Raw genomic sequence first — 18,923 nt, 5'->3', positions numbered from 1 at the left:
AGTTACGGATTGTTCTTATGACCACATGCCTTATGAAAGTTACGCACCTGTTGGCCTATAATCTGAATACCCCGCTCGATCTGTTCATCCGTTACTCGGGAAAAGCCAAGCCGCAAAGTATTCGTCCCTTCACCTTCCTGTATAAAAAACTTGTCTCCAGGTGTATATATAACGCCTTGATCTATGCATGCTTCAAGCAACTGGCGCGTATTTACACCTGCCGGGAAGGTAAGAAACACATGCAAGCCCCCATCGCCAGATAGTTGCGCCTCAGAGAGATGGGTATCACAGCATGCCTTCGTAAGCTCGTATTTGCGCTTATATTCCATACGTGCTCTTTTTACATATTTCTCAAAATTTCCATTGAGCAAATATTGATATAATATCGATTGGTCGATTGTTGAGGTATGAATGGTGCGCGCACGCTTAATGCTTTCCAGAGTGTCAATCAGCGCTCGATCTCCAAGCACCCAGCCTACTCGCAAGCCAGGAAACAGCACCTTGGAGAAGCTGCCAATATAGATGACTCCGTTCCCTCGCCCTGCTGTTGCTATTAATGGCGCAATATGCGCTCCTGAATAGCGCAGCTCCTCATTAAAACCATCCTCAATCACCGGAATCTGATAGCGCATCATTAAATTCATTACAGCGCTGCGCTTTGCCGGCGACATGACAATGCCTGTAGGATTGTGATAGGAAGGAGTCAAATAGGCGAGATCGAAGCTACTTGTCTGCTTCTGCAATACCGCTTCAAGCTGCTCCACATTAATACCATCCCGCTCCATTGGAATGCCGGTAATCTCAAAGCCTTGTAGCTTTAAATTTTTGATCGCTGTGTGATGGGTCGGATTTTCACAAATTACTGTACCGCGGCGCGCTGAAGGGCGAAGTGCTGACAGCACAATATCGAAGCCTTCTGTAAAACCGCTTGTAATCAGTAGATCCTTGCCGCTTATATCGACGCCCTTATTCTCCATATATCTAATCAGGTAATCGATCAGTGGTTTGTAACCCTTGGCATAGCCGTAGTTGAGCAGCACCTGCCCTTCGATTGCCATCCGATCCATAAAGGCTCGCCTTACATCTCCCAGATCAAACAGCTGCTCATCCGGTGCGATGCTTGTAAACGAGATGATTCCTCTTGGGGCGCGAATGCCCTGCTTCATCATATCAAGCTCTGCAGCCGATACAGCGTACTTGCTCATTCTTGTCTTCCAATCAATCTGCCAGGCGAAGGAGGCATCATCCCCTCCATTATTCGCAACCAAACAGTCCACCATAGCGGCCACATAGCTGCCTCTACTCGGTATTGTATACGTAAATCCATCGTCCTCTAGGCCTTCATAGGCTGCAATAACTGTATTGCGACTCACCTTGAGCACACTACTCATTTCTCGTGTGGAGGGTAGCTTCTGATCCTTGTGAAACGTCCCTTTTATAATTAAACGTTTAATATATTCTTTTACTTGTATCGCGACCGGACGGTCACCAACGAGCTTAAAATCTTGGAACATTGTTCATCGCCCTCCATCTATAATGATGGCATAGGTAACAAAAGAAAAAAAGAACCACCGCTCTGGACTTTTCATCCTTCGATGGTTCTTCCGATTTTATCCCAGCTACGTCCTCATCATATCCGTACCTCCAAATGGTTGGTTACGCAATGATCATCTTATTGACTAATCTCGAAATCCTTAATGGTTGCATCCGGTCTTAAAACTTTATTTTGATCCAGCTCAGATAACGGTTTACCATTTCTAACCTTCTTTATCCAATCATAATTTGCAAGTACGCCATTCCCCAACGCAATTACGTCAGCAAACCCTTGCCCAATGATTGTGGTAGCCTTATCAGGATTATCAAGCTGGCCATTCGCAATAACTGGTATCCGGTTTTCAATGGATCCACCGTATTCATCTGTTCGACGATTCGTATAGCTCGTAAGGAACTGATCAAGCATTATACTCCTTATAAGTGAACTCATTTCGCAAGTGACTTTCAGGATCTTATATGTCATGATGTACTATTATAGGAGGAAAGCAACCAGATGGATATTTGTTACTGTTATCACGGCAAACAAGTTTGTGAACCCAGCTATTCTTGGGGGCCCGGCATCAAAGAACAATACAAAATCATGTTTATCCATGCGGGTAGAGGCGTTTACCAGATTGACGGAAAGACCTTTCATCTTCAGCAAGGCGAAGGCTTTATCGTATACGACAACATTCTTTGTTACATGGAAGCGGACCCAACTGATCCTTGGATTTATTCTTGGATAGCCTTTTCGGGTAACGGGGTTATACCTCTATTCGAGCAGGCGCACATTTCTCCCCTTCATCCCGTATTCAGGTACTCCCCATTGTTTTGGTTTGATTCTTATTTGGATGAATTTTCTGCCTGCGACGTGAACCACAGCACCAGTGAACTACGAAGACAGAGCATTTTGTTCAGGTCACTCGCCGATTGGATTGATATGTTGGTTGCTACGAGTCAACTACTGCCCGAGGTACGGCCCAAAGACGCCTACATTCGTAAAGCGGTCGAGTTTATTCGAATGAACTATAACCAAAGAGTTTCCATTTCCGAGGTCGCACACATAGTTGGGATTGATCGTGTCTATCTGTCCGTCCTTTTCAAGGAGATTCTTAATGTTTCCCCACAACAATACCTGTTGAACCTCCGGATGGACAAAGCAGGCGATCTGCTGGACAATTCGCAGCTGTCCATCACGGAAGTCTCCTATTCTGTTGGTTATAGCGACCCGCTACTGTTCTCCAAAATGTTTAAAAAAGTGAAGGGACTTTCTCCATCACACTTTCGCTCAAGGCTTAAAAGAGACAGCTCAATGGGTCTTTCAAGTCTCGACTGATTTGTTCGTTTAATGAATCGTGTTGTTGCCATGACATTACCAGGGGACATCCCCGATATTATGCATAACTTGGTCGATCTCTTGAAGATCCGCTGCCGATAGCAGTTCCGCGTGTACTGCTTGCACGTTTTCCTCGATTTGACCTACACGGCTTGCACCGATTAGCACCGAATCCACACCTCCTTCGCGCAGCGCCCATGTCAACGCCATTTGCGGCAACGTTTGACCGCGGCGCTTCGCGATCGCCTCCAGCGCACGGAATTTGTTAATCCGCTCCTGAGATATGGCCTCTAGTTTCAACGTGCGCAGGCCTGTTTTAAACTCAGCTTCCAGCTTATCGATGTATTTTCCCGTCAACTGTCCGCGACCAAGCGGGCAGAAAGCCACTGTGCCGGCTCCTACTTCAGTCAGCACGTCCTGCAATCCGTTCTCAATCCACCGGTTCAGCATCGAATACATAGGCTGGTGGAGGAGCAGCGGTGTACCAAGGTTTTTAAGGATCACAGCTGCTTGCTTCGTCTCCTCCGGTCCGTAATTGGATAAACCGACGTACAGTGCTTTGCCTGATTTCACAGCATGAGCAAGCGCTCCCATCGATTCCTCTAAGGGGGTATCACCATCGGGACGATGATGGTAAAAGACATCGACATAGTCGAGTCCCATTCGCTGAAGGCTGCGATCCAGGCTTGCAAGCAGGTTTTTTCTCGATCCCCACTCACCGTACGGGCCAGGCCACATATAGTAGCCAGCTTTTGTTGAAATAAACAACTCATCCCGATAAGGTGCGAGGTCCTTTTTTAAAACGTGTCCAAAGGTTTCCTCGGCCGATCCGGGAGGTGGTCCGTAATTGTTTGCCAAATCAAAGTGCGAGACACCAAGATCGAAGGCACGTAATATCATTGCACGACTATCCTCAAACGGTTTGTCCCCGCCGAAATTTTGCCACAAGCCGAGCGAAATGGCCGGGAGCCTGACACCGCTCCGTCCAATCCGCCGATATTTCATTTGTTCGTATCAATTCTCTTGTGCAATATAAGTCACCTGATTTCATCCTTTCTCATTCCTAGCAAAATACTGGCCTCTGACGTGCCCTCTTCTTATTTCTTATTTCTCATTTCACGCCTCCCTCAAGACATGTCATAAAGTTGAGGACCTAACCTTAGGCAGCTCAAGTATATCTAACAATTCTTATGTATTGGAATGTCACTGTGATAAAAATACATGTCATAATGTTATTTGATAATAGGACAGCTACTAAATCTTCAATAATGAGAATTTTGCTTTATTCATCATAGTCCCTGTCTTCTCTCGTAAATCCGCGATATCATAATGTGAATGATTAATTAGGGAATAATTGTGTGAAACAACAAAGGATTCCTATTTTATAACAAAGAAAAACAACCTTCCTCCAGTCCGAGGACTAAGATAAGGTTGTGCTTAAAAGGAGGTTTATTGATTCTATTTAATTACTGAGGTGTTTGGTTTGTAATTCGGTATATGTACCAGCTTTTGTAAGCCTTATATTTCCCAACTACAAAACACGGGTACTTCATGAAGACCATGAGTAATGAGATCATATTATTGACACAATCGGTAATGAGATAAAGCTCTTGTCACTTGGTTTGGGCAAGAGCTTTATCTTGCGTCTTTCCTCTTTAATTTGGCACTGTTTTATGGATCAATCAACTATCACTAGCATTATTTCTCCACTATTCGCAAATAACTTGGTCGAAAGGACAAGCCCACAATATAGCGATGAAGTCCCTTAGCAGGAAAAGTTAGGAGTGTATTATTGAAGTGTCACGTTGTCAACGTAAACGGCTGACTTACCGCTGCTGTTCGCCGAGGCAAGAAATTGTATGCCGATTTCCCTAACATCGTCAAGATTGGGTACAGATGCAAGGTTGAACGACAGCGTCGTACCTCCAGAAGAATTTATCTTGACAGCTTTGCCAGCATACCAAGCCCAACCTGATCCTGTCTTGGCATAAATCTTGGCATTGAGTCCGTCACCTGCGGAGTCCCAAGATGCATGTTTGACGGTCGCGCTTAGCGTTGCCTTACCACTAAGGTTGCGGCTTTGTGAGAGAAGCAGGTAGTGCTGGGAATTAGCAGACATGATGATATCCGCTTTAAGAGAATTACTGCCCTTGGATGACCACTCGTTTACGCTCCATGGACCATCGGATATATTCGAACCGGTCCAGCCCTGCGTACTACCCTCGAAGTCATATAATGTGTTTGCGCTACTGCCACCGCAAGCCGCATTCTGCCTCCACTCGGCATACGGTGCGTGCCCGGCTAGAATGCTTTTCAGATAGTTACCTCCTGCTGTGAGACTCCCGTTCGTATTGAAAATACTGGCGCCTTCTGTCTTGTCATTAATCGCCCAGTTGGCCCATGACAGGTTATTCTGGTTCATCCAGTCAAGCCATTGGTTCGTGGAATCGTAATTAATGCCGCCGTCGCCATCCGCGTTAACAAAGCCCATCTCGGTAACAAATAGCGGGATGCCCTTACTCATTGCGTAGTTGGCTTTGTCCCGGAGCGACTGAAAATGAGTTCCAGCGTAAAAGTGCAATGTATAGGCGATATTACTAGAGGATGTAATGGGATCGTTCGCTGCCTGGTCTACATTCTGAGACCAGAATGGCGTACCAACGACAATTAGATTGTCAGAATGTTGACGAATGGCTGGAATAACTTGCTCAGCGTAACTTTTGATTGTCCCCCACGAGACTTGCGTAGGTTCGTTATAGATCTCGAAAATGACGTTATCATAGCTTCCGTATTCCTGCGCCATGCGGCTGAAGAAACTTTTAGCGGCGTTGACGTTGTTGTGCGCGTCATGTGAGTGCCAATCGATAATAACATAGATCCCCTTAGCAATTGCCGCATTGACCACGTCACGAACTTTGGATTCATCGGCCGTGTTATACGGATTTCCGCTGGGGTCCACGCCATATGCCGCTCTTACGATCTCTACTTGGAATTCATCCACCATCCGATTCACCGTGGCGGTATTCCAAAATGGACCGGACCAGTTGCTCCAGAAGAAGCTCGACCCTTTGACCATCATAGGCCGATTCGTTTTGGAGCCGTTAATCTTGTTTCCACTTGCTTTCATTTCACCGAAATAACTTACAGGGTTTGCGCAGGCAGCTGCAGAAGCGGGCGTTGCAGGTAAGGCCGCTTGAAAAAGTAGCGTTAATAAACTGAACAGTAGGATCATGATTAATGGCTTAGTGAATGAATTGAACGACATTTTCATAATTCTCTTCTCCCTTTAATATGGCATGATTACGCGAAAAATTTCGGCAAGTAGCCCCGATATTCATCTGCATATCGGCCGGATTCAAGAACAGTGACAGCATTCAAACTTGTTGGCGAAAACGTTTTCGAAAATGAAATAAAAATGTTAGTGAAACCTCCTGTTCCAATAGACTCAATTAGATTCAACCATTAACATCTTCACGCTTTCCTCAGGTTAACAACATATCGCCCTACGTCTTCCGGATCACCACCTTCTTTTAAAATCATATCTATTCCAGTTTCCTCCCCTCTGACGCAATATGAGACCTTCCCTTTTGTCCATAACTCGGGAATGAAACAAGAACGAGCAGAAGTGATTCAAGGGACCTTATATTAAGCGCTTACACCATAATTAAAATACAATTTGTTTTTGTGTTTGTCAATTCTTAAAAAACTATTCCTTATACTCTCCTGTCGAGTCTCGTACAACCAGATTTGCCGGGACAATCTCCGTTGGCGGTGAATAATCGGGATTCTCAATCATTCGGATGAGATGCTCTCCTGCTTTCATTCCCATTAGCGTAATGTTCTGATTGATTGTTGTAAGCTTGGGCATGGACAGTTCCGCATAGAATGTGTTGTCAAACCCAACAACGGAAATATGATCAGGTACTCGCATTCCGATTTCGCGAATTGCTTCGATCGCACCGGTCGCCATATAGTCTGAAGAGCAGATTACGCCGGACGGTGCTTCCGGAAGCTGTAGCAGGCGCTTCATCGCCTTATATCCACCTTCAATGCTGTATTTCTCTACCTCCACATATTGGTCGTAGTAAGGAAGATCGTTCGAGCGCAGCCCCTCCTGATACCCGGAAAATCTCGTTTGACCAACCAGACATCCCAAATCCCCTGAAATAAAAGCGATGCGTTTATGTCCGAGTTCCACCAAATGCTGAACACCTAAGTAAGCACCTATGCGATTGTCGGCTGTTACATATCCGGTTCTAGGTCCCAGCAGATCGGTATCGATCATCATCGTCGGCATCTCAGCCTGAAGTAGATCCAAAAAATTTTGATTAGTTCGATCGACACCAAACATGACAACTCCATCTACATTGCGGCTGATGCAATGCTTAGTGAAGGTATAATCGGGATTGCTAAGATTCGGTGATAGAAAGAGCAGGTCATAACCGCTATCTTCAAGAGACTTTCTTAACCCATCAAGAAGCTCCGAAATAAAAGGATTCGTGAAGAAATCCAGCAGGAACATCCCGACCGTCCAGGAACGCTTTTTCACGAGGCTTCGGGCAACCACATTCGGCTGGTAGTTCAGCAATTCAATCGCCTTGTTCACCTTATTTCTCGTTTTGCTGCTGACATCAGAATAATTATTAATCACTTTGGATACCGTTGCCACCGATACCCCTGCTTGTTTCGCCACCTCATGAATAGATGCCACTACACTCACCCCAAACCAAAATAAACGAATCTCACACTCGGTACATAACAATTTACTATATATTATACGCGATGCTCAGCCTCATAGGAAACGTTTAGTAATACCAAAAAACATCTAGTTGATGTCCAAATAATCAATGTATGCACCCTTTAAAAAGTTTAGTTTTTTGTACAAAAAAGCTGACATCATTACGTATCAATGTCAGCTCTATAAAAATTATTATTTTCTATTAATGATCCAAGGAAGCCTTTTCTCCCTTAAATACGATCATAAAAATGGCACCGCCTGTAATTACTACAGCTAGAAGTAGTAACGTCAAATTGCTGTACAAATATGCTGCAACGTCAGTAACGATCGGGAGAATAGGAAAGTTGCACCTAAGCTGTGTAAGCAGTCCTCCTACAATTGCGATACCAATCCCTTCCGCCAAAAAGCAGGAAAAATTTAAAAACCCCATACCTGAGCCTGATTCGTCAGCACTTAGCGAGCCTGCCACAATGGTTGAGATGACCGTTTTGACAAAGGATAGCCCACCAAAAATCAAAACCAATGCTCCTGAAATGATCCAGAGGCTACGATCGGCAAAAAGTGAAACGATGAAAAGCCCCATCACGAGAAGCAATAACCCTGCAACCATGACAAAACGAGCTCCCTGCCTATCGACCAAAGAACCGCCAACGATCCCAAAAAGAATCACGCTAAGCGTTCCTGGAAACAGAACACCGCCTCCGATAAGGCTTGTCGGCATCTGGTGTACTTCTCTCATCATGTAAGGGATCATAGACATAAATCCTGCAACGGTCCCTAGAAGTATTCCCCCTACAAATACGCCGACAATAAACCTTCTCCTCTTGAATAAAGCTGGTTCTACGAAAGGTTCCTTAGCTCTTCGAATTCTCAGCACAAATCCTATGAAAAGAATGACACTGTTGGTCAAATACCACCACTCGTAATGTGTCGTAAATAAAGTGAACGAAACAATTCCAAGAACAAAGAGCAGGCCTCCCAGAACATCAAGCCCACCTTTTTTCATAGGTTCGTCAGGCAGCGTCCGTAAGAAAAAAGGTAGTGTGACAAGCGTCATCATTGGCAGGAAAAACAGATAGGACCAATGTACATAGTCCGCGATCCAGCCTCCAACTATAGGACCAAAACCTTCTCCCAGAGCAACGGTCGATCCAATCATTCCAAAAGCTTTTCCTTGATGCTGCTTTTCGATACTTTTGGTAACGATGACCATAATCAGTCCGGGGACGGCAGAAGCACCCGCTCCTTGGATAAATCGTGCAACAAGCAAAATCGGAAACCAGGCATGAAAAAGCAAGCCAAACAGCGATCCCCCGCTATATATCATCATACTGATGAGAACCAGTTTTTTTACGCCGTAAATGTCCGATATTTTTCCGTAAACGGCCGTTCCTACGGCAAAAGAAAGAATGAAGCTGGTATTAACATAATTTGCAGCGGATGGCTTAATTCCAAATTGAGCGGCAATGTCGGGCAACGATACGTTGAACACCGTCTCATTCAATACGCTGAAAAATGCAAGCACGCACAGCCAAATCAAAGATTTAGGAATACGTTTCTCAATCGATTTTTCCATTATGCAAACCCCTTAAAAATGCCAGGGATTACGCAGTTTATAGGGCCAGTGATGCGTTATCCCCTTTAATTTGTGCCCTTCTTTTCACTATGTACTTCATTCTAACGCCTCCACAAAATAAAAGTAAAAATCTGTTTAATTGCAATTACCTAACCATATTATCACTAAAATAATAAAAATATCACCTGTTATTTTTGACAATAATCATTTCATGACGAGGTAAAGCAAAAACGGTTAGTTCCTGCTCGTTGGATAACAATGTTTAGCCTCTGCGCTATCTTATTAACGCAATCTCCTACTTATTTATTTTCAATGGTAGATCATCAAAAACATATATGGAGTTAAGTTGTCTATTTGGAATTCGTCGCAAAATATTCTACTACTATCTCGCGGAATTCCTGAGCAGCCCGCGAAATATACCGATTCCTGTTCCATAATAAAGCAATCTCACGTATCAATTCGTGATTCTCTACCTGGAGATATTTGAGATGTTCCTGCGAATTTCGTGCCGTGCTCGGTATGAAAGCTATCCCAATTTCGGCTTCCACAAGAGTACTAAGCCTTGCAGGTTCATCCCCCTCGTACACATAGTTAGGCACAAATCCTTCCGACATGCATACAGAATCCACTAAATCACGAGTACCATAGCCTCTTTTTACGCCGACAAACCATTCTTCCCTTAGCTCTGTCAAGGATACGCTATTTCGATCCGCAAGCCGATGCCCCTTTGGAACAGCTACAAGAATGGGGTCGATACATACGATTTTACATTCGATGTCATCGCCTTCAACAGGAGGTGAAGACAAGCAAAAATCAACTTCTCCTCTATGAAGAAGTGTAACCATTTCCTGTGTGGTCAGCATTTGTACATGAAATTGAATATAGGGCCGTTTTCTCCGAAACTCTCGAAGAATACCTGGTAATGTGCTTGCGGTGGTCACTGCCAATTCGAGAGTTCCGTGTTCTGGGCTGGATAAGTCGCTAAGCTCCTGCTTCCCCTGTTCTAATTCAAATAAAGCCCTTTCTGCACGGTAAAGGAATCTGCTTCCGAACTCATTCAATCGCAGTTTCCTCCCTGTTCGATCGAATAAAGGGACTCCCAAATCTTCCTCCAAGCGTTGAATCGTTTTGCTGAGCGACGATTGAGTAACGTGCAGACTTCGTGCAGCTTCGGTTACATGTTCCAAATGAGCTACCGTGAGAAAATATTGCAGTTGAAGAAGTTCCATTTCGCATCCCCCATTCATTCCCTCAAATCAATGAGATTATAACATCAAATGCATTGGAATAAATAATCGATTTCAAGTACGATGACATTAATTCGCTATGGGGGGGGCAGAAATGAGTGTTCGCAGCTGGTGGTTAATGATTTCAGTTGGTCTAGGGATATTATTGAACCCATTAAATTCTTCGATGGTTTCTGTTGCAATTCCAAGTCTGCAAAATGTGTTCCAACTTGACTTTACAGGTGTTTCCTGGATTATTTTTTCTTTCTACATTGCAAGTAGCATAGCTCAACCTATCATGGGAAAGGCCAGCGATTTATTCGGCCGTAGGAAGATGTTTCTTATTGGACTTGTTGTAGCCTTCATTGCATCATTATTAGCTCCGTTGTCACCAACCTTTGGATGGCTCATCGTGTTCCGCATTGTACAATCCATCGGAACAAGTATGATGGTTGGGGTTGGAATGGCCATTGTTCGAATTCATATTACAGAGAAACAAGCGACTGCGCTGTCTGTTTTGTCCATTTTCCTATCAGGAGCGGCAGCAATTGGACCCTTTATTGGCGGGGTTTTGGTTCATTGGTGGAATTGGCCTGCCATCTTTTTCATCAATATTCCGTTTGTGGTAGCCAGCTTTCTATTGGCTTGGAGGACTATTCCTAAGGACGAATCGCCAACATCTGTTGCACGCAACATGTCCTTTCGTAAATGGTTTGATTTAATTGATGCAAGAGGGATCCTACTCTTCACATTAGGGCTGGTTGCCCTGCTCGTCGGATTACTCTCGGCAAAATCATCTGGGCATATCTCGTTAGAAAACGTCATTGTCGGGTTAATAGGCCTCGTTGCGCTGGGGGCATTCGTACGATATGAGTTAAAAGCGACGTCACCCTTTATTCCTTTACGCACGTTCGCCAAATATCCTGCGTTGACTTGGGTTAATGTCGAATTCATGTTCGTTAACGTACTCTATTACTCGCTTTTTTTCGGGCTTCCGTCCTACTTGCAAGTGGTAAGGCATGTAAGCGAGTTCCAAACAGGGATTCTCATGCTAAGCTTAGGCTTGTGCTCGCTTGCTGCTTCTCCAATAGCAGGACGATGGATTGATAAATCAGGACCCAGACCGGCATTACTGGTATCGGCAATCCTGATGACATTGGGATCTGTGTGGCTTGTAACATTAAATCCAACTTCTCCGGTGATCAGCGTGTGTTTGGCTTTGGCTGCATTCGGTATTAGCAACGGACTGAACAATGTAGGTATGCAAGCAGCCTTGTTCCAAAGTTCTCCAAAAGAAATAATCGGTGTAGCATCCGGATTATTTAATACATCAAGATATCTGGGAACCATTTTCTCTTCATTATTGATAGGTATCGTAATGGGAGGTAAGTTCAGCTTCGAGGGATTTCAAGTGCTTGGAATTGTCCTTACGGTAATTGCATTGACTTTGGTATTCATGAGTCGGCGACGCCTGGATTCAGGACAATTGCGAGAGTCATAGGTTTACCGTTTCTTCAAATAAACCCCTCTACTCTTTATTTAACGTTAATTTTTCAACGAAAGAGAAAGGAATTTAGTTAAAAAACAGCCGAGCAATCGGCTGTTTTTGGTAGCGATTGGTAGGTGACAATAATTCCAGTTCACATCCCTAATCCAGCTTTCAAATCCCTTTATGCAAAGGTAAATTAGCTTGTCTCATCAGGACAGTATTTGCGCTCGATGATGTGCTTGATGCATTACGGTAAAACGCAGCGAAGCCCTGTTCGCAGTAAAAATATTAAAAAATAGTTGGCACCATTCCCCCATCCATACGGATTGGAGAACCCTTAAATGCAGACGCATATGGGCTACATACAAATGCGGCTAATCTACCGATTTCAATAGGTCTAATAAATCGCTGTATTTCGGATTGAGGCAGGTTTGCGGCCATAAATTGTTTCTCTTTTTCTGAAAAAGTCATATTTTCATTGGTGTAAATCCCCTCTATGATTTGATGTACATTTTCAGAAAGTGTTGGTCCTGGCATGATTGTATTAACGGTAACTTCTGTACCTCTTGTTAATTTAGACAAGCTTTTTGACAATGATAGCAGCATGGATTTGGTCATACAATATTGAGGCATTTGTCCTGAAGGCATAATTGCTTCTTCACTCGCAATGAAAACAATGCGTCCATAATCGTTTTTCAACATTTTAGATAAGTAAAATTTAGCTAATCCATTTGCAGCAAGAACATTAGTACGGAAGTATTTTTCCCACACTTCATCGTCAACGTCCTCATACTGCATAATTTCGTAAATACCCATATTGTTAACCAAAATATCAACTTCGGGGTATTTTTCAAATAATGCTTTTCTTTGCTCTTTATCCACAATATCGGCCGTAGCATTTTGGGGAGAGGTAGTTGGGAACTTTGACTTTATTTCATTTACTGTTTGTTCTACCTCATCATAATTCCGTCCATTAATAAGTACATTCACACCTTCTTTGGCAAGTTCAATCGCTATTGCTTTACCTATACCTTTCGTTGATCCTGTTATTAAAGCAGTTTTATTGTTTAAACTCATATCCATCATACATTTCTCCTTTTTCTCTACTTCCAAACTATGTTAAGATCAGCCTTTTAAAGAGTCCTGATTATATTACCTTGCCTGGATTGTTCAGTAACTAGCATATTGCGCCAAAATTCTTGTTTCACACGCCAATTGATAAAACTCAATAAAACTAGCTCTTTGAACAATTGGCTAGTCTGGAATCTATTAATGAATTGACGGTCTTCCGAGCTGTCCTTCTGATATTGAGTTTGCAGCTAAATGTTTAGTACGCCAATTTAAAGGAGTGTCACCTTCCCAAAGGCGGAAAGCCCGATAGAACGAGTTCTGGTCTTCATATCCAATCAAGAAAGCTACTTCTTTAATATCAAGCGATGGGTCTGCCAAGTACTTTCGTGCCTGCTCATGTCTAGCTTGTGTCAGCAGATGCTTAAAGTTCGTGTTTTGGTCAGTGAGCCGGCGCTGCAACGTGCGATCGCTCATGTTGAGTTCCTTCGCGATAGCCTCAATATCAGGGCGTCCTCCTGTGAGGCTCCGTTTTATAATCCATTTGACCATTTCGGTAATGGAGCAGTTGCGCTGCTGTTCAGCCAGAGATCGGTCTAGGACGGGAGTGAGAATCTCCAGCAATTCTTCGTTGTACGAAACAAAAGGGAGGTCCAGATCTCTTCGATGTAGCGTCATTCGATTACATTTTGCATCAATCCGGATACGGCAACCGAAGTAAGCTTCAAGAGCTTGTACATCTCCCATTGATTGCGAAAATTCCACAAGCTGTGCCGTCAAAGGTTGACCAGTGCCCCGGCGCCCAAGCTCCAGAAGACATGCCAGCGTAATACCGACCAGCATCGGTGGACCAGGCTGCTCGGTATACAGCCATTCCAGTTCGATTGTACAGTGCTCGCCCTCTTCAGTGATACGTAAGGTTTCAGGGGGACATAATTGTTTGTACCGAGCCATTCGATTTAGAGCGTCGCGGTAGTTACGAGCGTGGTAACACGCTAAGACGGTCGGTGGGTACTTCGTTGTTTCAAAGACGGTTGCAAGCTTGATGATTCCTTTGGCAGTGTCACCAATGAGATCGGAATAAGCCTGCCAGATCGCGAAATATTGGGCTGGGGTGACTACTGGTTCTGTCATAATGTTAAGCGGCAGCCGTGCTTTATGAGCTACGTCGTGAGCAGAAATTCCTAATTCGTGTAATCCCGTCCAAAATCCTGGCGGAATTTTAATATGGTCAGAGGTATGAGTCTTCTTCATACATATAGACCTCCTTTATTTACTTACATTATTCAAGCTCTATAACCATTCCAGTATAGTGAATTTTGTTAACATATGCTTACTAAATGTTTGACCACAATAAATAAAAAAGCAACCGATATATCGGTTGCTTTTGAGTCATTTTTATTTCGATAATTGCAGTTTCCTATATTTCTACCAGCAGAAACTGTATCTAAAAACCTGTAGTATACTGTTTCGGGATCGTTGTTTCTTTTTTCAAGTTTGTTGCCGCCTCAAGAGCCCAATAAGGGTTTCTTAACATTCCTCTCCCGACAGCCACAAGATCTGCGTCCTCATTTCCTACTACAGCGTTTGCCAGGATCGGATCATCGAGTCTTCCGACTGCAATGACTGGAACTTCGAGTGCTTGTCTGATTTCTCGAGCAAGTGTCACTTGGTATGCTGCGTGACTGCCTGGTCTACCCCACGCAGCGATAGGTCCTTCCCCGCCTGAAGAAATATCAAAAATATCTACTCCTGCTTGTTGATATTCTTTGGCAAAAGAAATGCTTTCTTGAATGTCGTATCCTCCTTCTACGTATTCTTTAGCGGAAATACGCATGATAAGCGGCATGTCTTCCGGCATCTCTGCCTTGGCTGCCTGAATAATTTCCCGACCAAACTTTGTAAGATCTTTCCCGTATTCATCATCTCTTTGGTTGGTAAGAGGAGAGTGAAATTGATGGATTAAGTATCCGTGAGCTCCATGCAATTCAATGGCATCAACTCCGGCCTTCACAGCACGTGCTACAGCACCGCGGAACTTCTCCACCATTTCTTTAACTTCTTGTGTTGAAAGAGCTCTGGGTAATTTAGATTTCTCATCAAATGGAATAGCGGACGGAGCAACAGGCACCTCAGCATCTTCTGCTTTACGTCCAGCATGAGCAATTTGGATACCTACTTTTGCTCCATAACTATGGCAGGCATCTACAATTCTTTTCAATGCAGGAATTTGCTCATCAGACCACAATCCCAGATCGAAATCAGAAATCCGTCCATCGGGTTCTACATCGGTCATTTCAATTATAATAAATCCAGTTCCACCAATTGCACGACTTACGTAGTGCATGAAATGCCAATCGGTAGCTATACCATCTTTTTTTTCAACAGAATATTGACACATTGGAGGCATGACGACCCGGTTCTTTAATTCCAAGCCTTTAAATTTATAAGCACTAAATAAATCTTTCATTAAGAAAGACCCCTTTCTAGGTTTTATAGTGAACACTATATTAAATGCATGCACATGCATATAATACAGCATGCATTTTTTATTTGTCAACTATCGTTTAAACTATGCGTTTACGTAATAAAGGCCCAGAGATTGTATTCTCTAGACCTAGGATTAAATCTTGCTCTATTCAAGCATTAACTTTCGTATTAAGTTTTAATTTATATGAAAGGATTATATTTTTTCAATAAGTGATTGTAATTTTTGCTTCAACTCATCTTTTGAAAGGACTGACTCCAGAATCTGGTTGAAGGTTTCGAGCGCTCTATCAAATTTCTTTTCACCAAAATCGGTCATGCTTGTATAGATTCCCCGACGATCATCTTCACATATATGTCTTTGCAAAGCTCCGCAGCTTTTTGCTTCCATTCTGACTACCAGTCTAGATAATGCACTTTGGCTTAACCCAACCATCTCTTGTAAATGCTGCAATCTCAATTTCTTTTCCTCAGTTTGAGATAAGAAATACAGAACCAAAAATTCATTTAAGGATAAACTATAGTTTTCTTGAAGTGCGCGTTCCAATTCATCGTTTATGTTCGATTGGAGTTTAGTAAGGGACAGCCAAATATTTAAAAATTCGATAGTATTGTTGTTATGCATTTCGACTCATCCGTTCTATTCTAAGTATAAATTACACATATTATAGGTGTCACCATAGGGAATAATTAATTCTATCAGGGTTACCGGAAATGGTCAAAACAACACAAAAACACCTTTCAAATCAGCTTCCATGCTTAGGAATGCATCTTCTGAAGGTGTTTTGTTTTGAATTTGATTTTATTTACAAATTATTTATGGTCAGATACTTTTCTACGCATTCCAGCCAGTCCTATCAAACCAAGCAAGCCAAGCCAACCCCAATCCATATCGTTGTCATTATCTACGGCGTTTGCTCGTACATTGTTAGCGTTATAAGTTGGATTGTTACTTTGATAAGGGTTTTGAGCTGGGTCATTGGCTGCATTTACATTTGGACTTTGTGCTAAAGAAGGGGTGGCTAAAGCTGCAAATAAGCAAATGGAAGTTACCGCTGTGACTATTTGTTTTTTCATAAAAAGGAATCCTCCCTGAAAGTGTGATGCATATAATTTCTCCAAAAATCCGCTCCTTATTCTATTGCGTATTTACAAATTTATTTGGATACTTTTAATCATTAATTGGAACTATAAGATTGGTGTAAAAAATATTAAAGGAGCGGTTATGATGGGAATATTAAGTGGGAATCCAAAAGACGAACCTATGCACTATGGTGAAATTTCCGGTGTTTGGCAATTTTCATTGGCCGCGAAAGGAGCTCTGTCTTTCTACCAAGCATTCCTGAATCATGCAGGTGATAAGGATTTGAGAAAAATATTGGATGCACTCATTGATCAAGCGAAACTTGAAATTAAGGAGTGTGATACGCTTCTTACTGACAATGGGATTGCCCCAGCGCCAGCCTTACCAGAAAGACCTCCAGTGAAACTTGAAGATATTCCTGTAGGTGCGCGGTTTACTGACCCGGAGATCGCCGCTAAAATTGCGTCTGATACATCATTGGGACTGGTGGCTTGTAGTCAAGTGATGGGTCAATCCATCAGAGAGGATATAGGGGCCTTGTTTGCAAAATATCATGCCACCAAAACTGCTTTAGGCGTTAAGATTCTTCAAATGTCTAAAGAAAAAGGATGGTTAATTCCACCTCCTCTCCAAGTGAAAAGACCCGAAGCTGTTGAAGTGTAAAACAGACTAAAATTTCTGCTGGCTATATTCAGGGTAGATTAAACAAGCACCCCCTTTGTCCTCACTATGAGGATAAAGGGGGTGCTTTCACGAGCCATATCCGCCTGGCCATGCTCTCAAATTATTTCATTCCAGAATCTGTGAAAGACTCTGCGTTTCTTTTAAATCGATCTTCGAATCACGCTTTTGGTCGCTGCTGCCTCAAAAATGGTTTCGATCAGCACCAGCACACGGTGCACTTCTTCGCTTTTGATCGCAAGCTCGGCTTTTCCTTCGATGGTGGAGACAAAATTTTCGTAAAAGCTTTCTGCTGCAGCAGGTATTTTCTCAATCGGGAACTTAAGGGTGGATTCCTCAGACGGCGGTGCCATCGTTTTCGTCAACCCTTGACCTGCTTGAATCGGTTTGGGTTCCACGTGAGCGACATCTGGATTTCGGGTGACAATCTCTCCGCTCAAATCCCAATCCTTGATCACTGCTGTTCCTTCAGTTCCTTTAATATACCAACGCGGCAACTTTACGTAATTCGTTGTACCTACTTCAATGACCGCTGTAAGACCGTCCTTGAACTCAATCAAGCTGGTAAAGCCGTCATCCACTTCTGTCCCCAGAATATAACTTAAGGTAGCAGTCACGCTTTCGATTTGGCTGTCCGTAATCTGAAGAAGCTGGTCCAACAGATGCACTCCCCAATCCAATAGCATTCCTCCACCATACGCCTTTAATTGCCGCCAGTCTCCTGGAATGCCGTTAGCTCCCTGAACCCGCGATTCCAGGTGGAAAAGATCGCCAACGGTCTTCTTACTGATTATATCTTTGACAATCCGGAAGTCTTCATCCCATCTGCGATTCTGATGTACTGTAAACAGACGATTTTCTTGCTTGGCCACCTCGACAATATCTAAGAAATCTGCGCTTGTTATCGTAACTGGCTTTTCACAAATGACATGTTTGCCAGCTTGCAGTGCTTGGATCGCGATTTCTTTATGAACGTCATTAGGCGTTGCTATTAATACAATATCTACGTCCTGATCGCCGAGAACAGCCTCTAGACTGGCATAAGTTTTATAGCCGGCTGCTGCAGCCAATTCCATCCGATAATCAACAATATCATATACACCGCCAATGGCAAGCTGCTCAATAGGTTCAATTAATTGAACATGGTAGCTTCCCATACCTCCATAACCAATAATAACGACATTGTATTTCCGATTGTCCATTTTCATTTTCCTTCCACTCCTAAATTGAGCCACCACCTATCAAATGGTTGCTCACGGATCGAATTCAATTGTAAATAGGTTATTGCCAAGCAACTATCCGTAAGATGTTATTGCATACGCTTTCATTATAAAGGAAATCTTTCCCCAAAAAAAGGGGGTTATTATGATCAAGGTGGTTTAAAGAAGTTGTATGTAACAACGAGCAGTCTGAATCAATTAATTACGTACATGCGACACCTTCAAAAAATCTGCAATCCTATTTCTTGGAGCATATTTATTAAGTTGTCTCGCATGGAACCGGCCATCCTTGCTGCAAATTTTGCTTTTTTACAAGCTTCCTCATATGACTCTTGATCCTTCAAAGATATTATGGCAGTTCGAAAATGTCTCCCGAAGACTTTAATTTGAAATCATGAATCAGTAATTCGTTTTTAGAATGTTGCTTCCTCCTTATGAGGGGTGTTTTTCACACCCCCACATGAGTTTACCAATAAATGTCTATC

16 protein-coding genes are annotated in these 18,923 nt (G+C 43.1%); 3 read left to right on the top strand and 13 right to left on the bottom strand.

The window, feature by feature from the left end:
• Positions 1 to 2: 2 nt before the first annotated feature.
• Positions 3 to 1,514 (bottom strand): aminotransferase-like domain-containing protein, encoded by a 1,512-nt coding sequence (locus tag EGM68_RS12255; RefSeq protein ID WP_129549260.1) that lies wholly within the window; start codon positions 1,512 to 1,514, stop codon positions 3 to 5.
• A 158-nt stretch (positions 1,515 to 1,672) separates the two neighbouring features.
• Positions 1,673 to 1,960 carry an oxidoreductase gene (locus EGM68_RS12250; protein WP_129549259.1) on the bottom strand — a complete coding sequence of 96 codons (288 nt, stop codon included), beginning with the start codon at positions 1,958 to 1,960 and terminating at the stop codon, positions 1,673 to 1,675.
• Between the two features lie 87 nt (positions 1,961 to 2,047).
• Here EGM68_RS12250 and EGM68_RS12245 point away from each other — a divergent pair, with 87 nt between their 5' ends.
• Complete coding sequence (locus tag EGM68_RS12245) at positions 2,048 to 2,869, top strand: helix-turn-helix domain-containing protein (RefSeq protein WP_129549258.1); 822 nt, start codon at positions 2,048 to 2,050, stop codon at positions 2,867 to 2,869.
• Positions 2,870 to 2,905: 36 nt separating this feature from the next.
• Here EGM68_RS12245 and EGM68_RS12240 read toward each other — a convergent pair whose 3' ends face one another.
• The 5 genes from EGM68_RS12240 to EGM68_RS12220 all read right to left on the bottom strand — a co-directional run bounded on the left by EGM68_RS12240 (position 2,906) and on the right by EGM68_RS12220 (position 10,412).
• Positions 2,906 to 3,874, bottom strand: coding sequence for an aldo/keto reductase (locus EGM68_RS12240; protein ID WP_129549257.1), 969 nt, complete (start codon positions 3,872 to 3,874; stop codon positions 2,906 to 2,908).
• A gap of 784 nt (positions 3,875 to 4,658) precedes the next feature.
• The gene (locus EGM68_RS12235; protein ID WP_013371149.1) at positions 4,659 to 6,140 is read right to left on the bottom strand and encodes a glycoside hydrolase family 5 protein; all 1,482 of its coding nucleotides are present in this window, start codon (positions 6,138 to 6,140) and stop codon (positions 4,659 to 4,661) included.
• 435 nt (positions 6,141 to 6,575) lie between these two features.
• The gene (locus EGM68_RS12230) at positions 6,576 to 7,580 is read right to left on the bottom strand and encodes a LacI family DNA-binding transcriptional regulator (RefSeq protein ID WP_013371147.1); all 1,005 of its coding nucleotides are present in this window, start codon (positions 7,578 to 7,580) and stop codon (positions 6,576 to 6,578) included.
• A gap of 229 nt (positions 7,581 to 7,809) precedes the next feature.
• A complete protein-coding gene (locus tag EGM68_RS12225; protein WP_129549256.1) occupies positions 7,810 to 9,183 on the bottom strand; it encodes an MFS transporter in 1,374 nt (457 codons plus the stop codon).
• Between the two features lie 350 nt (positions 9,184 to 9,533).
• Entirely contained in the window at positions 9,534 to 10,412 is an 879-nt protein-coding gene (locus tag EGM68_RS12220; RefSeq protein ID WP_013371145.1) for a LysR family transcriptional regulator, read from the bottom strand.
• Positions 10,413 to 10,524: 112 nt separating this feature from the next.
• Here EGM68_RS12220 and EGM68_RS12215 point away from each other — a divergent pair, with 112 nt between their 5' ends.
• Positions 10,525 to 11,910 carry an MFS transporter gene (locus EGM68_RS12215; protein WP_013371144.1) on the top strand — a complete coding sequence of 462 codons (1,386 nt, stop codon included), beginning with the start codon at positions 10,525 to 10,527 and terminating at the stop codon, positions 11,908 to 11,910.
• Positions 11,911 to 12,186: 276 nt separating this feature from the next.
• Here the strand turns inward: EGM68_RS12215 and EGM68_RS12210 are convergent, their stop codons facing one another.
• The 5 genes from EGM68_RS12210 to EGM68_RS12190 all read right to left on the bottom strand — a co-directional run bounded on the left by EGM68_RS12210 (position 12,187) and on the right by EGM68_RS12190 (position 16,530).
• Complete coding sequence (locus EGM68_RS12210) at positions 12,187 to 12,981, bottom strand: SDR family NAD(P)-dependent oxidoreductase (protein ID WP_043885951.1); 795 nt, start codon at positions 12,979 to 12,981, stop codon at positions 12,187 to 12,189.
• A 186-nt stretch (positions 12,982 to 13,167) separates the two neighbouring features.
• On the bottom strand, positions 13,168 to 14,220 hold the full coding sequence (locus EGM68_RS12205; RefSeq protein ID WP_013371142.1) for a helix-turn-helix transcriptional regulator: 1,053 nt from the start codon (positions 14,218 to 14,220) through the stop codon (positions 13,168 to 13,170).
• Positions 14,221 to 14,413: 193 nt separating this feature from the next.
• The gene (locus EGM68_RS12200; RefSeq protein ID WP_013371141.1) at positions 14,414 to 15,436 is read right to left on the bottom strand and encodes an NADH:flavin oxidoreductase/NADH oxidase; all 1,023 of its coding nucleotides are present in this window, start codon (positions 15,434 to 15,436) and stop codon (positions 14,414 to 14,416) included.
• A 213-nt stretch (positions 15,437 to 15,649) separates the two neighbouring features.
• Entirely contained in the window at positions 15,650 to 16,078 is a 429-nt protein-coding gene (locus EGM68_RS12195; protein WP_014599751.1) for a MarR family winged helix-turn-helix transcriptional regulator, read from the bottom strand.
• A 188-nt stretch (positions 16,079 to 16,266) separates the two neighbouring features.
• A complete protein-coding gene (locus EGM68_RS12190; RefSeq protein WP_013371139.1) occupies positions 16,267 to 16,530 on the bottom strand; it encodes a WGxxGxxG family protein in 264 nt (87 codons plus the stop codon).
• 151 nt (positions 16,531 to 16,681) lie between these two features.
• On the opposite strand from EGM68_RS12190, the gene EGM68_RS12185 reads away from it, so the two are divergent.
• Complete coding sequence (locus EGM68_RS12185) at positions 16,682 to 17,200, top strand: DUF3231 family protein (RefSeq protein ID WP_025678384.1); 519 nt, start codon at positions 16,682 to 16,684, stop codon at positions 17,198 to 17,200.
• A 161-nt stretch (positions 17,201 to 17,361) separates the two neighbouring features.
• Here the strand turns inward: EGM68_RS12185 and EGM68_RS12180 are convergent, their stop codons facing one another.
• Positions 17,362 to 18,426, bottom strand: a complete 1,065-nt coding sequence (locus EGM68_RS12180; protein ID WP_013371137.1) for a Gfo/Idh/MocA family oxidoreductase — start codon at positions 18,424 to 18,426, stop codon at positions 17,362 to 17,364.
• Positions 18,427 to 18,923: the final 497 nt, after the last annotated feature.

Source organism: Paenibacillus sp. M-152 (assembly GCF_003856555.1).
Taxonomy (GTDB): domain Bacteria; phylum Bacillota; class Bacilli; order Paenibacillales; family Paenibacillaceae; genus Paenibacillus; species Paenibacillus polymyxa_C.
The sequence above is the reverse complement of the archived record's forward strand: the minus strand, read 5'-3'. Positions and strand labels throughout refer to the sequence as shown.